General features: G+C 44.9%; 10 protein-coding genes. 3 read left to right on the forward strand and 7 right to left on the reverse strand.

Annotation, left to right across the window (positions count from 1 at the left end):
• Positions 1-74: 74 nt before the first annotated feature.
• From D5I41_RS15635 to D5I41_RS15645, 3 genes are all read right to left on the reverse strand, one after another.
• A complete protein-coding gene (locus D5I41_RS15635; RefSeq protein WP_119010583.1) occupies positions 75-1,364 on the reverse strand; it encodes a TRAP transporter large permease in 1,290 nt (429 codons plus the stop codon).
• A complete protein-coding gene (locus tag D5I41_RS15640) occupies positions 1,361-1,885 on the reverse strand; it encodes a TRAP transporter small permease subunit (RefSeq protein ID WP_119010584.1) in 525 nt (174 codons plus the stop codon). Before D5I41_RS15640 ends, D5I41_RS15635 begins: the two co-directional genes overlap by 4 nt.
• Positions 1,886-1,956: 71 nt before the next feature.
• The gene (locus tag D5I41_RS15645; RefSeq protein WP_119010585.1) at positions 1,957-3,048 is read right to left on the reverse strand and encodes a TRAP transporter substrate-binding protein; all 1,092 of its coding nucleotides are present in this window, start codon (positions 3,046-3,048) and stop codon (positions 1,957-1,959) included.
• Between the two features lie 207 nt (positions 3,049-3,255).
• Here D5I41_RS15645 and D5I41_RS15650 point away from each other — a divergent pair, with 207 nt between their 5' ends.
• The gene (locus D5I41_RS15650) at positions 3,256-3,921 is read left to right on the forward strand and encodes a DUF2982 domain-containing protein (protein WP_119010586.1); all 666 of its coding nucleotides are present in this window, start codon (positions 3,256-3,258) and stop codon (positions 3,919-3,921) included.
• A 37-nt stretch (positions 3,922-3,958) separates the two neighbouring features.
• On the opposite strand, the gene D5I41_RS15655 is transcribed toward D5I41_RS15650, so the two are convergent.
• The 4 genes from D5I41_RS15655 to gyrA all read right to left on the reverse strand — a co-directional run bounded on the left by D5I41_RS15655 (position 3,959) and on the right by gyrA (position 9,892).
• The gene (locus D5I41_RS15655) at positions 3,959-4,612 is read right to left on the reverse strand and encodes an MBL fold metallo-hydrolase (protein WP_119010587.1); all 654 of its coding nucleotides are present in this window, start codon (positions 4,610-4,612) and stop codon (positions 3,959-3,961) included.
• A gap of 152 nt (positions 4,613-4,764) precedes the next feature.
• The gene (locus tag D5I41_RS15660; RefSeq protein WP_119010588.1) at positions 4,765-6,360 is read right to left on the reverse strand and encodes a L,D-transpeptidase family protein; all 1,596 of its coding nucleotides are present in this window, start codon (positions 6,358-6,360) and stop codon (positions 4,765-4,767) included.
• Between the two features lie 82 nt (positions 6,361-6,442).
• The gene (locus D5I41_RS15665) at positions 6,443-7,039 is read right to left on the reverse strand and encodes a GTP cyclohydrolase II (protein ID WP_119010589.1); all 597 of its coding nucleotides are present in this window, start codon (positions 7,037-7,039) and stop codon (positions 6,443-6,445) included.
• Between the two features lie 213 nt (positions 7,040-7,252).
• Positions 7,253-9,892, reverse strand: a complete 2,640-nt coding sequence (gene gyrA, locus D5I41_RS15670; RefSeq protein WP_119010590.1) for a DNA gyrase subunit A — start codon at positions 9,890-9,892, stop codon at positions 7,253-7,255.
• A gap of 285 nt (positions 9,893-10,177) precedes the next feature.
• Here gyrA and ubiG point away from each other — a divergent pair, with 285 nt between their 5' ends.
• Positions 10,178-10,894, forward strand: coding sequence for a bifunctional 2-polyprenyl-6-hydroxyphenol methylase/3-demethylubiquinol 3-O-methyltransferase UbiG (gene ubiG, locus D5I41_RS15675; RefSeq protein ID WP_119011531.1), 717 nt, complete (start codon positions 10,178-10,180; stop codon positions 10,892-10,894).
• A gap of 480 nt (positions 10,895-11,374) precedes the next feature.
• Positions 11,375-13,657, forward strand: a complete 2,283-nt coding sequence (nrdA, locus tag D5I41_RS15680; protein WP_119010591.1) for a class 1a ribonucleoside-diphosphate reductase subunit alpha — start codon at positions 11,375-11,377, stop codon at positions 13,655-13,657.
• The last annotated feature ends 69 nt before the right edge of the window (positions 13,658-13,726 follow it).

The raw sequence follows: 13,726 nt of genomic DNA on the forward strand, positions 1-13,726 counted from the left end.
TACGATTACATCATGTAATTAACTTTCAATTATAACTGAACAAGACTCTTTTTTCGATAAATCAGGGAATTAAGTTACATAGTTAACCCGTACATACCCGGAAACAGCAGCAGGGTCGCGAGCACGACTACTTGAATTGCGATAAACGGCATAACCCCTGCGTAAATATCTCTTGTCGTAACCTGTTTAGGCGCAACCCCTTTCAGATAGAACAAACTGAAGCCAAATGGTGGTGTTAAAAAGGAGGTCTGTAAGTTCATCGCTACCAGTATGGCAAACCACACCATATTGATGCCCAGAAGCTCAGCAACCGGAGAGATCATAGGAACGATAATGAAACAGATTTCCACGAAATCAATGAAGAAACCCAACACAAGAATGACTAGCATTACTAGGATCAAGAAGCCCCACTTCTCGCCCGGAAGTTTGAGTAACCATTCTTCTACTATGTAATCTCCGCCTGTGTAGGTAAATGCCATAGAGAATGCAGTAGCACCGAGTAAGATGGCAAACACCATAGCCGTGACCTTTACGGTTTCTTTCGACGACTCATACAATAAGGTCCAGCTAAATTGTCGATACAGCAGCGCTAATACGATTGCGCCCGCACCACCTAGAGCGGCAGATTCAGTGGGCGTTGCAATGCCCGCAAAAATAGAACCAAGCACGACGACGATCAACGCTAAAGGCGGCACTATTGCTTTTAAAGCCGCAATCACTTCTTGTTTACGGCTTTGATCATCAAGCTTAGGGATGGATTGAGCGGCCTCGGGCTTGAAAAAAGCGTAGATAGCAATATACAAAACATAGGCAATCACCAGCACTAAGCCCGGCCAAAGGGCTGCTTTAAACAAATCGCCAACAGGAACACCCAGTACATCGCCCAATAATATAAGGACAATAGAAGGCGGAATAATCTGACCTAACGTACCGGACGCACATATGGTGCCACAGGCAAGCTTCTTGTCGTAGTTGTACTTCAACATTACAGGCAGAGAAATCAAGCCCATCGCCACCACCGATGCCCCCACTACCCCGGTCGATGCTGCAAGCAGTGCGCCAACCAAGACGGTTGAGATAGCAATCCCTCCTCGCACTCCGCCAAACAGTCTCCCCATGGCTTCTAGTAATTGTTCAGCCAAGCGAGTTTTTTGCAGTACCAAACCCATAAATATAAACAGTGGCACAGCCATCAATACGGTGTTCTGCATTATCGATTCTATGCGATAAGGCATGAAGGCAAATATATCCCAGCCCTCTGACCACACCCCAAATAGCAGCGCTATACCGCCAAAGGTAAACGCCACTGGAAAACCAAGCAATAGCGCAAACAAGGCTACCGCAAACATAATAATCCCTATCATGCTTGTTCCTTCTTATGCGTATCCGCGTTAAGTAATTGACTAAGAGACTTGCACAGCAGCCCCAAGCCACTTGTAGCAATAAAGAAAAATGAGACTGGAATAACCGCCTTGATTATCCATCGATAAGGTAATCCGCCGGGGTCACCCGACTGCTCGCCAATATCATAAGCCTGATAGGCAAAATCAATGCCATACCAAGCAATCAATAAACTGAACGGCAGCAACCAAAAGAAGATTCCAAGAATATCAATAATGGCCTGTACCTTCGGTGAGAAGCGTTCGTAGAAGATATCCACACGCACGTGGCCATTGGTTTTTATGGCGTAGGGTACGCCGAGCAAGAATACCGCAGAAAACAGATGCCACTCTAACTCTTGAAAAGCGATAGACACGTCATTAAATACATAACGCATCACAACATCGTAAACAACGTTTGCTACTAAAAGCAAAAACAACACACTGGAGATATGCCCCAGTGCGTCGCTAATTCTATTAAAAAATCCCTCTAATGCAGTCAGCAATTGACCTCCATGTCTGCTGAAACTAATGATTTATGTGGACCTTCAGCTCACACTGAAAGTCCACGGCTTGTTTACTGATCCGTCGTAGCACTATTGAGATAAGCTCGTTTAGAGATATCACTCCAAGAACGAGTTTGCTCTAAATACTGCGCTTGAGACATTTGAATTTTCTTCGCCATCTCATCTTTAGCAGCGTGCTCTGCCAGTAAACGGTCGTTCACTGCGCGAAGTTCTTTCATCACCTCAGGCGGGAAGTTTTTCACCTGTACATCAGGGTATTCCGTTCTGATACTCGCCCAGTTCTTACCACTTTCATGGGTTGACTGAATATACATATCGTAGGCTGCTGTGCGCATAGCAACGCGTAAGATCTCTTGTAGATCGGCAGGAAGCTTATCCCACGTTCGCTTGTTCACTAGGAATTGAAGCTCTGTTGCCGGCTCATGCCAACCTGTGTAGTAGTAAGGTGCGATCTTATGGAAGCCCATACGAAGATCGAGAGAGGGACCTACCCACTCTAGTGCATCGATGGTTTTTCTTTCCAATGCGGTGTAAAGCTCACCCGGTGCAATATTGGTTGGTTTAGCGCCAAGCTCTGCAAGGACTTCTCCGGCAAAGCCCGGAATACGCATTTTCAGACCTTGTAAGTCATCAACACTATTGATCTCTTTTTGGAACCAACCGCCCATTTGAACGTCGGTGTTACCCCCAGGAAAAGACATAAGATTGTGTGGGGAGTAAACCTCTGCCATCAGCTCCATACCACCGCCGTGATAGAACCATGCATATTGCTCTTCAGCCGTCATACCAAAGGGCATTGTTGTAAAGTAAAGAGTATTTGGAACCTTGCCTTTCCAGTAATATGAAGCCGAGTGCCCCATGTCATACTGGCCTGATTTAACCATATCAAACACACCAAATGGCGCTTTGTGTTTATTTGATGAATCAACGCGGATTTGCAATCGACCGTTAGACATTTTTTCAGCCATAGCGGCCATGTTTTTTGTCGCATCGCCGAAGATTGGGAAGTTAGGCCCCCAAGTTTCCGCAAGCTTTAACTTGTATACCTTGTCCGCAGCAACGGCTGTGCCTATGCTCGCCACCCCAATTAGGACCGCTAAACTACGCACACATGCCTTTGCCCATTTTGATTTCACTACCATGTTATTTGCTCCTCGTGCAGTCATAATTGTCTACAAAATCAACTAACTATGGACCAGTTTTATATAGGATGCTAAATAGTTGTTAAAAGTGTGTGTTACTCGATCTTCTTTAGGAAGTTATTACATTTTTTATCAAATAATGTCTAAGCTGAATGATCAGCTAAACATGGACTCTCGTAGGTGTGTTAAAGCCACAATTTGGTCGTTATGTCATCACTTCAATTAACCAATGAAAAATTCATATTAGGAAGAACCAGTCGAGGCCTATTGCTCGCTTGCTACCTATTAATGTCGGTTTGGCTAAGCTCTTTCTCCAATAGCACCCAAGGGACCATTGGCATATTTTTGATATGCGCTTGTGCCCTAGCAATGGTGATCTACACCTACAAACGAGGCGTGGTGCGGTTCACTATTACCGACACCCATTTTCAACAGCATACGTTTAAGGGAGGATGGGTTGTGAAGTGGCAGAACGTATCGTCCCTCGGGCTATGTCGTAGTCACCAACCCACTCAAAGCTCCGAGCTACCTTGGATTGGCTTACGACTTAAAGACCCTGTTCCATTCGTAAAGCAAGCCTGCCCACGATTAATCACCAATTTACTCCTAGAACAAAGATCGCTCTTATATCTAGGTGCAAGAGAAACAGAAAAAGAACACTTGTTCCAAGACCAGGTTCTAGATTCATCACGGGTCGAACTAAAAGATGGGGAAACCATCAAAGGGCTACAGGCATGCCTATATCACAGGATGCATTATCAAAGAGAATATTGGGGATACGATATCTTTATCTCAACGGCTGATTTGGATAGAGATGGAGAAGAGTTTGTAGGTTTGTTACGGAAGTATTTGGCAGGTTCGAGATCAAACTAAGGCCATAGAACCACAGAGTTCTATAGCCTTAAGTCCCTTAATACAATGGCATTTCGTCTGCGACGAATGGATTACTCACTCGTTCAGAGCCGAAGGTTGACTCTGGGCCATGGCCTGGAACAAATCGAGTTTCGTTTCCTAGAGGCCATAGTTTGCTCTTAATAGAGTTAATTAAAGTATTAAAGTCACCCTTAGGAAAATCTGTACGTCCTACCCCACCCTTGAACAGTACATCGCCTACGAAAGCAAGACTTGCGGACTCACTGTGCAATACAACGTGCCCTGGGGTATGACCTGGGGTGTGAATAACATTCAACGATTGATTACCAAAAGTGACAACGTCACCCTCATCGAGCCATTGGCTAGGCTCAAACGCTTCAGTCAGAGGAAAGCCGAACATTTGGCTTTGTCCTTCTAGCCCTTGTAGCCAGAAGTTGTCATCTTTGTGCGGACCAACGATCGGTTGGTTCAAGGCTCTTGCGAGTTCTTCACTGCCACCAACATGGTCTAAGTGGCCATGGGTCAGCACTAATTTCTCTACCTGAACTTGCAACTCTTCGATCATCATCAGTAGCTGCTTAACATCACCACCTGGATCGATAACAACCCCTTTCATCGTCTCATCACACCAAACGATAGAGCAGTTTTGTTGGAAAGGGGTTACTGGAACAACTTGATACTGCAACGCCATGAAAAACCTTTTATTTTAATGAATATTTTAATGAAATTTGTCGAAACACTTCAGCAGAATATGACAGTTTCTAACTCTAAACTCAAGCATGAGCGTGCCAAGAGCACGCACCATAGGCTTCTATAGAAACAAACGGCTTGTTAAATCGCGATCTACTCTACAGGTTGTCGTTGAATCACTAAACTAGGGGACTTTGGGCGTGTGTCATATCCATAAATGTCATCTCTAAAATAGATGCGACCTGACTCAATCCAAGACGTCTTATAAATAAGATGTACAGGAAGCCGTCTTTTGAGTGGGATACGCGCATTCGCTTTCTGCCCAATGGGTGAGATGTTACTTTGTCTAAAGCCCTGTGTCTTTGACAAGGTATAGGCAAACTTGTCTGCATGCTGTACCCGAATACACCCTGAACTGAACGCTCTTGATGGTTTATCAAACAGGTATTTAGCAGGAGTATCATGCAGGTAAATGGCTCGACGATTGGGCGTATTGAACTTATACGCGCCTAGCGCATTGTAGCTACCTGATAACTGTCTCATACGAAACGGGAATGTCTTTGCATTTACCCGACTCCATTGAATAGCGCCGTGGTCTATAACCACAGGATCTGACCATCCTTTAATGACTTGAATCCCCCTTTCACTGAGGTAGCCGGGGTTGTAACGCAAGATCGGGATAATATCTTCACGCATGATTTTAGGTGGCACGTTCCAGGTCGGGTTCAATACCAGCGAATCCATCTTTATTTCTAGCATAGGGGTTTTGCGTTTTTGCTTACCGACAATCACCTTAGATGAGAATGCCACCTTGCCTCTAAAGTAATAGTTCAGATCGAAACTCGGCAAGTTCACAACGACTAGCGCACTTCGTTGCATTGGCCATAAACGGCTTCTTTCTGCATTGAGAGCTAACCTATGAATGCGATCTTCAATGGGATAGTTGAGCCATTCTATGGTCTTAGGTCCAATTACACCATCCGCATTTAAGCCATGTTGGGTTTGAAATCTCTTAACTATGCTCTTCAACTCTTTCCCATACCAATCTTGATCTTCTATTGATAAAGGTATGCTTAGCCCCGATAGCTTTAGGCGGGAAAGCAAGATCTCTTTATCGGTAATGGGATCCCCCACTCTAATAAGGGCATCGGATGAATAGAGCGCTAGGTCGTCATTGATCGCTAATTGCATCTTATCGATTGCAGATTGGTAATCTCGATAGCTTTGAGAGTTTGGTCCTAAGGTCATTAAAAACGCTGTTAAAGCGCTGCTCTCTACCGAGGTTTCAAATTCAGCTATAACGTTTTCTGGAGGGTCTGCCCAGTCGGAAGGTAAACCCTGTCCGTATAACCAAGTATCTTTGTTCTCCCGCAACAATTCGCGATAGCTAAGAAAGGCGAGCATTAGGTCTGTTGCCAGCAAATCGTACTGGTAGTATTGCTCAGAGCTTCTTAGTTGGTGAAGTTTTTGCAGTCGCTGATCGAAAAACGGGCTGAGTTCGGCTAATACCACCATCTCTATGATGTCTTCAAATACTTGTCTATCATGAGGCTGCAGCCATATCAGTTGATGGCGATTTGAGGAGTAGATGGATTCGGTGAGTTGTGGGTAGCGAAATGTCTGTTCTATTGACGATGAAGAGCTAATCCAACCTAAGGTATGGAACATGCTTTGTGAATAGGCAGGGGCTGAAAGGACGAAACAGACAAGTAAGCTTGCCCATATCGTCCCTTTCTTGCACAAGGTCATAGCTTACACTCAATACCGATACTGGTTTAAGTATGGCAAACAACCACTGTTTTAACGAAAAAATTTAGTAAGGAAATTCTAGCTAGACATCGAGGTCGTGTTTGCCGTGAGAGGCTTTGGCTTTCAGATAATTTTCATTGCCACTTTTTACATGCGCCATCGTATTGATCACTTCGTCTATACCAATGCCATGTTCTTTCAATTCACGAATCTTCTTAGGGTTGTTAGTCACCAAACGAATGCGTTCAACATCAAGTGCAGCCAACATTTGAGCTGCCTCTTCGAAATCACGTAAATCATCAGCAAAACCTAAATGATTGTTCGCTTCATAGGTATTAAGACCCTTGCTTTGCAACTTGTAGGCATCAATCTTATTGTAAAGCCCAATGCCACGACCTTCTTGACGCAGATACAGAAGAATACCGCCCTGCTCGGCCATCTTATTTATCGTTTCATCCAACTGCTCACCACAGTCGCAACGGGACGAGTGAAACACATCGCCAGTCAAACATTCAGAGTGCATGCGAACGATAGGCGCTTTTTGATTCTTATCAGCCGATTTAAAGACCATAGCGACATGTTCTTTGTCCGTTTTTAAACCATGAAAAGAAAGAAGCTCAGCATCAATATCGCTTTTTGTTCCAACTTTTAAATGCACGCGGGCTCTTACTTCTGCCATAACTCTGTCTCTATCTTAACAATGGGTCGATCCCAACCTTAGGATCAGTAACTATAGGTTTAATATTGGGTTAAATGATATCTTTTCAAGCCTTTGACCTGCATCAATTTTTTAAATAAACACTCAAAATTCTAAAAAGACTGCTTCTGTATACGACGGGTATAAAAAAACCGAGCTATATAAGCTCGGTTTTTATGCTAATCAAAGAAGACGTTATTCTTCGCTAGCTTCAGAATCGTTAGACTCTGTTGGTGTTTCTGTCGCTTCTGAAGATTCAGCAGTTTCAGACGAAACGTCCTCTGCGTCTTCTTCAACTAGCTCTGCTTCGTCGATTTCATCGATGCGCTGAAGCGCCACAACATTCTCACCTTCCATAGTACGGATCAAGGTAACACCTTGGGTGTTACGTCCCACTTGGCTCACTTCGGATACACGGCTTCTTACCAGCGTGCCACCGTCAGTGATGACCATGAACTCGTCGCCTTCTTCGGTTTGAACTGCACCGACAACACTGCCGTTACGCTCTGAAACCTTGATAGAAACCACACCTTGAGTTGCACGGCTCTTCGCTGGGTACTCAGAAATAATCGTACGCTTACCATAGCCATTTTCAGTAATGGTTAGAATGTCGCCTTCGTTATGAGGAACAATCAAAGAAACCACTTGGTCGCTGTTAATGAGCTTGATACCACGTACACCGGCTGCTGTACGACCCATGCCACGAACTTGTGATTCGTTAAAGCGAACTACCTTGCCTGATTTCGAGAACAACATGATGTCGCTATCGCCGTCAGTAATGTCTACACCAATCAAAGAATCTTCGTCGCGCAAGTTAACCGCAATCAAACCATTGCTACGTACGTTAGAGAATTGGTCTAGTGAGGTTTTCTTAACCGTACCGTCTGCTGTTGCCATGAAGATGAACTTATCTTCACTGAACTCAGAGACAGGAAGAATAGCAGTGATACGCTCACCCTCTTCCAACGGTAAGATATTCACGATTGGCTTACCACGAGCTGTACGGCTTGCCAATGGCAATTGGTACACCTTCAAGCGATAGGTCTTACCGCGAGTAGAGAAACATAAGATGTTATCGTGGGTATTCGCCACTAGAAGACGCTCGATATAATCTTCGTCTTTCATCTTGGTTGCGCTCTTACCACGGCCACCACGACGCTGTGCTTCGTAATCGCTTAGGATTTGGTATTTCACGTAGCCTTCGTGAGATAAGGTCACTACTACATCTTCTTGAGCGATAAGCTCTTCCATGTCGATGTCATGGATAGCAGCTGTGATTTCAGTGCGACGCTCATCGCCGTAACCTTCACGAATCGCTTCTAGCTCTTCTACAATCACTTCCATTAAACGTTCAGTGCTTGCAAGAATGTGCATTAGCTCTGCAATTTCGTCTAATAACGCTTTGTATTCGTCTAGGATCTTCTCATGCTCAAGACCGGTTAGCTTTTGTAGACGAAGGTCTAGAATGGCTTGCGCTTGTTGCTCAGTCAGGAAGTACTGACCATCGCGGATACCAAATTGTTCTTCTAACCACTCAGGACGCGCGGCATCAGTACCAGTGCGCTCTAGCATGGTTGAAACAAGACCTAGGTCCCAGCCGCGAGCAACCAAGCCCGCTTTTGCTTCGGCCGGTGTCGCTGCTTTACGGATAAGCTCAATGATCTCGTCGATGTTAGCCAGTGCGAGCGCAAGGCCTTCAAGGATATGAGCGCGATCACGTGCTTTGCGCAATTCGAAAATAGTACGACGTGTTACCACTTCACGGCGGTGATCAACAAACGCCTTCAGCATCTCTTTTAGATTGAAGTGTTTTGGTTGGCCCTTATCAAGAGCAACCATGTTGACACCGAAAGTCGTCTGCAGCTGTGTATGTGCGTAAAGGTTATTTAGAACCACCTCACCCACTGCATCACGCTTACATTCAACAACGATACGCATACCGTCTTTATCAGACTCATCACGAAGCGCACTAATGCCTTCTACTTTCTTGTCTTTTACTAGCTCAGCAATCTTTTCGACTAGGCGAGCCTTGTTAACTTGATATGGGATCTCAGTAACGATGATGGTTTCTTTGCCTTTGCTATCTGTTTCGATATCAGTTTTAGCACGCATGTAAACCTTACCGCGACCCGTGTGATACGCGTCAACAATACCTTTACGACCGCTAATAAGCGCCGCTGTTGGGAAGTCTGGACCTGGAATGAATTCCATCAACTGATCAATAGTGATGTCTTCATCTTTGATAAACGCCAGACAGCCATCAATAACCTCGGTTAGGTTATGAGGTGGAATGTTTGTCGCCATGCCCACTGCGATACCCGACGAACCATTCACCAAAAGGTTAGGCACACGAGTTGGCAGTACTGCAGGAATTTGTTCTGTACCATCGTAGTTTGGTACGTAATCGACTGTCTCTTTCTCAAGGTCTGCTAGCAGCTCATGAGCAATTTTAGACATACGTACTTCGGTGTAACGCATTGCCGCTGCAGAGTCACCATCGATAGAACCAAAGTTACCCTGGCCATCCGCTAGCATGTAACGCAATGCAAAAGGCTGCGCCATACGAACGATAGTGTCATAAACCGCGCTATCACCGTGTGGGTGATATTTACCGATTACATCACCAACGACACGCGCTGATTTTTTGTAAGGCTTGTTCCAATCGTTACCCAACACATTCATCGCGAACAAAACGCGTCTGTGTACAGGTTTCAAGCCATCTCGAACATCAGGCAGTGCACGACCCACGATGACGGACATCGCGTAGTCAAGGTACGAGCCTCGAAGCTCGTCTTCAATATTTACCGGTGTGATCTCTTTCGCTAGATCGCTCATAGAGCCATTATCCCTCTATTATTAGATCGTCTTTTCGATTCCTATAAGAATAAAAAAATATAACACAATTTTCGGGGATTCTGCATTACTTTCACTATCAGATCCCCCCTGTGTGATGTGCGTTCTTGACTAGATGGACATAATTTAGACTATTCATCAATTATGGTTTAAAAAACAATCAGTTCGCCCTGTAGATGGCTACAGACATCTCATCGGCATTAACGGAAATGCATTCCATGAATAGTTGGGGTTATAATGTGGAAAATTTCAAAAAGCGTAGTGACTATGGAACAAGGAAAAAACGTCGATCCTGCCGAGATCAAAAAATTTGCCGATATGGCGTCTCGTTGGTGGGACAAAGAGGGGGAATTTAAACCACTGCATCAAATCAATCCCCTTCGATTGCAGTACGTTCAGGACTCTATCGGTGGTCTGTTTGGCAAAAAAGCCCTAGATGTTGGTTGCGGTGGCGGCATTCTTGCCGAAAGCATGGCCCTTGAGGGTGCACACGTCACAGGTCTTGATATGGGACGTGAGCCACTGGAAGTGGCTAGACTTCACGCATTAGAGACAGGCGCAAAGCTTGACTATATCCGTATGACCGTAGAAGAACACGCCGCTACTCATGCGGGGCAATACGACGTTGTCACCTGTATGGAGATGATAGAACACGTACCAGACCCACAATCGGTGATTGCTTCCTGTGCGGCTTTAGTGAAACCCGGTGGCCACGTCTTCTTCTCGACCCTTAATCGCAATCTTAAATCTTATTTGTTTGCAATTGTTGGCGCCGAAAAGGTATTGAAGTTGCTTCCGCAAGGCACACACGACTACAACAAGTTTTTAAAGCCTTCTGAGCTGATAAAAATGGTGGATGCCACACCACTTCAAGAAAAGGGCATTACTGGCCTTACCTACAACCCTCTGTTTGATACCTATTCATTGGGACGCAATGTGGATATTAATTACATTGTGCACACCCAAAAAGTCGACAAAGCGTAGTACTTTTCTCTCATTTGCTCTCTGGTTTGAAACTTGATTAAACGGAGAGCATTTTGGGTAGAACTAGTCCGACTTTCATTCAGTTTTTAAGCAAGTTGCTCCCTGTTTAAGCGGAGCATTTTTTCAGCGGTAATCGATCCATTTCTTTGATAAAGATCAAGTAAATTTTTTTTTACCTTGTTTGATTTTAAGTCACCCACAAGCTGTGCAAAACCCCAAGCCAATTTCTCTATAAACTCATAAGTAAGTGAACGCTAACAGAGAAAATTCCATACACCGTTTATCCACAGAAGATTCTTAAGCTTAAACTTGAAAACTCCCCCCAACCGCACTATCTTGTAAGTCGTTAAAGGGAACACCCCTATATGTAGTGTTTCTATCTCACGAAAGAGGTAGATATGGATCACAAAGCCGTCAATATTTTTCTGCAAAAGTTAAAAAATGTGGCTTTAACCATTGATGTTATGGATATCTAACAGAATGAATCAAAAACTTACCGTCACAAAGCGTCACGGACGCAAAGAAGCGATAGATCTAGAAAAGATCCATCGCGTGATCACTTGGGCTGCAGAAGGCCTAGATAATGTCTCTGTTTCTCAGGTCGAGCTGAAATCACAGATTCAGTTCTATGACGGGATCACCACCTCAGATATCCATGAAACCATCATCAAAGCCGCTGCCGATCTGATCTCTGAAGAGACCCCTGATTATCAGTTCCTGGCGGCACGCCTATCTGTGTTCCATCTACGTAAAAAAGCGTACGGCCAATACGAGCCACCGACGCTATTTGACCAAGTGTCTAAAATGGTTGATGCGGGTAAATACGATGAGCACTTACTTGAAGATTACTCTCGTGAAGAATTTGAACTCATGGATTCTTTCATCGACCACAGACGAGATCTCAACTTCTCTTACGCTGCGGTGAAACAGCTTGAGGGCAAGTACTTCGTACAAAACCGTGTAACTAAAGAGATCTATGAGAGTGCGCAATTCCTCTATATGCTGGTTTCTGCATGCCTGTTCTCTAAATACCCTAGAGAAACTCGCCTAGATTACATCCGTCGCTTCTATGACGCTGTATCTATGTTCAAGATCTCGCTACCTACGCCAATCATGTCCGGTGTACGCACCCCTACTCGCCAGTTCAGCTCGTGTGTTTTAATTGAGTGTGGCGATAGCCTTGACTCTATCAACGCAACAGCAAGCTCTATCGTGCGCTACGTTTCTCAACGTGCTGGTATCGGCATCAATGCGGGTCGCATTCGTGCACTAGGCTCTGAAATCCGTAACGGTGAAGCGTTCCACACAGGTTGTATCCCATTCTACAAATACTTCCAAACAGCGGTTAAATGCTGTTCTCAAGGCGGTGTGCGTGGTGGTGCAGCCACAGTATTCTATCCATTGTGGCACGGTGAAGTTCAAAATCTAATGGTTCTTAAGAACAACCGTGGCGTTGAAGAAAACCGTGTTCGTCACATGGACTACGGCGTTCAGCTAAACAAACTGATGTACCAACGCCTAATCGAAGGCGGCAACATCACCCTATTCTCGCCTTCGGATGTCCCTGGCCTTTACGATGCCTTCTTCGAAGACCAAGATGAGTTTGAGCGTTTGTACACTCAGTACGAGGGTGACCCTAGCATCAAGCAAGAGCAAGTTAAGGCGATTGAGTTGTTCAGCATATTGATGCAAGAACGTGCCTCTACTGGCCGTATCTACATTCAAAACGTTGATCACTGTAATACGCATAGCCCTTTTGACTCTAAGGTTGCACCTGTGCGTCAGTCGAACTTATGTCTTGAGATTGCACTGCCGACTAAGCCTCTTTCTAACGTCGATGACGAGACTGGCGAAATAGCGCTGTGTACGCTGTCTGCGTTTAACCTAGGTGCTATCAATGAACTAGACGACCTTGCTGAGCTTTCTGAGCTAGTCGTTCGTGCACTCGATGCGCTGCTTGATTACCAAGACTACCCGTTACCTGCTGCTCGTGTTTCAACAATGAATCGCCGCACCTTAGGTGTGGGTGTCATTAACTATGCTTACTACCTAGCGAAAAACGGTGTTAAGTACTCTGATGGTTCAGGTAATGCTCTAACGCACCGCACGTTTGAAGCCATTCAGTACCACCTGCTTAAAGCATCGGTAGGACTGGCTAAAGAACAAGGCGCATGTCCTTCATTCCATGAAACCACGTATGCTCAAGGTATCCTACCAATCGATACCTACAAGCGCTCACTCGACAAGACTTGTGAAGAGCCCCTTCACTACGACTGGGAAACATTGCGTAAAGACATCAAGCAGTACGGTTTGCGCAACTCAACATTGACGGCCCTTATGCCATCTGAGACCTCTTCTCAGATCTCTAACGCAACCAATGGTATTGAGCCACCACGCGGTTACGTTTCAGTTAAGGCATCTAAAGATGGCATCCTGAAGCAAGTAGTACCTGAATTTGCACAATACAAAGATAACTATGAGCTACTTTGGGATATCCCAAATAACGATGGTTACCTAAACCTTGTAGGCATTATGCAAAAGTTTGTAGACCAATCTATCTCTGCAAACACTAACTATGACCCTAACAAGTATGAAAGCGGCAAGGTACCAATGAAGCTATTGCTTCGTGATCTACTTAACGCGTATAAGATGGGTGTTAAAACCCTTTACTATCACAACACTCGTGATGGTGCGAAAGACGACCAGAAAGATGTGGTTGTTGAGCAAGAAGACGACTGCGCAGGCGGCGGTTGTAAGATTTAATTTTTTAAGCTGAAGGGGTGTGCATTCACCCCTACTTTGCTGTTTAACTTATGGAATAATTGAGGTTGA

The organism is Vibrio superstes, from assembly GCF_003569005.1.
In the GTDB taxonomy this organism is placed as follows: Bacteria; Pseudomonadota; Gammaproteobacteria; order Enterobacterales; family Vibrionaceae; genus Vibrio; species Vibrio superstes.

Coding starts and splice junctions, on each gene's coding strand:
- D5I41_RS15635 (WP_119010583.1), bottom strand. CDS start 1,364: ATGATAGGGATTATTATGTTTGCGGTAGCCTTGTTTGCGCTATTGCTT.
- D5I41_RS15645 (WP_119010585.1), bottom strand. CDS start 3,048: ATGGTAGTGAAATCAAAATGGGCAAAGGCATGTGTGCGTAGTTTAGCG.
- D5I41_RS15650 (WP_119010586.1), top strand. CDS start 3,256: ATGTCATCACTTCAATTAACCAATGAAAAATTCATATTAGGAAGAACC.
- D5I41_RS15655 (WP_119010587.1), bottom strand. CDS start 4,612: ATGGCGTTGCAGTATCAAGTTGTTCCAGTAACCCCTTTCCAACAAAAC.
- D5I41_RS15660 (WP_119010588.1), bottom strand. CDS start 6,360: ATGACCTTGTGCAAGAAAGGGACGATATGGGCAAGCTTACTTGTCTGT.
- D5I41_RS15665 (WP_119010589.1), bottom strand. CDS start 7,039: ATGGCAGAAGTAAGAGCCCGCGTGCATTTAAAAGTTGGAACAAAAAGC.
- gyrA (WP_119010590.1), bottom strand. CDS start 9,892: ATGAGCGATCTAGCGAAAGAGATCACACCGGTAAATATTGAAGACGAG.
- ubiG (WP_119011531.1), top strand. CDS start 10,178: ATGGAACAAGGAAAAAACGTCGATCCTGCCGAGATCAAAAAATTTGCC.
- nrdA (WP_119010591.1), top strand. CDS start 11,375: ATGAATCAAAAACTTACCGTCACAAAGCGTCACGGACGCAAAGAAGCG.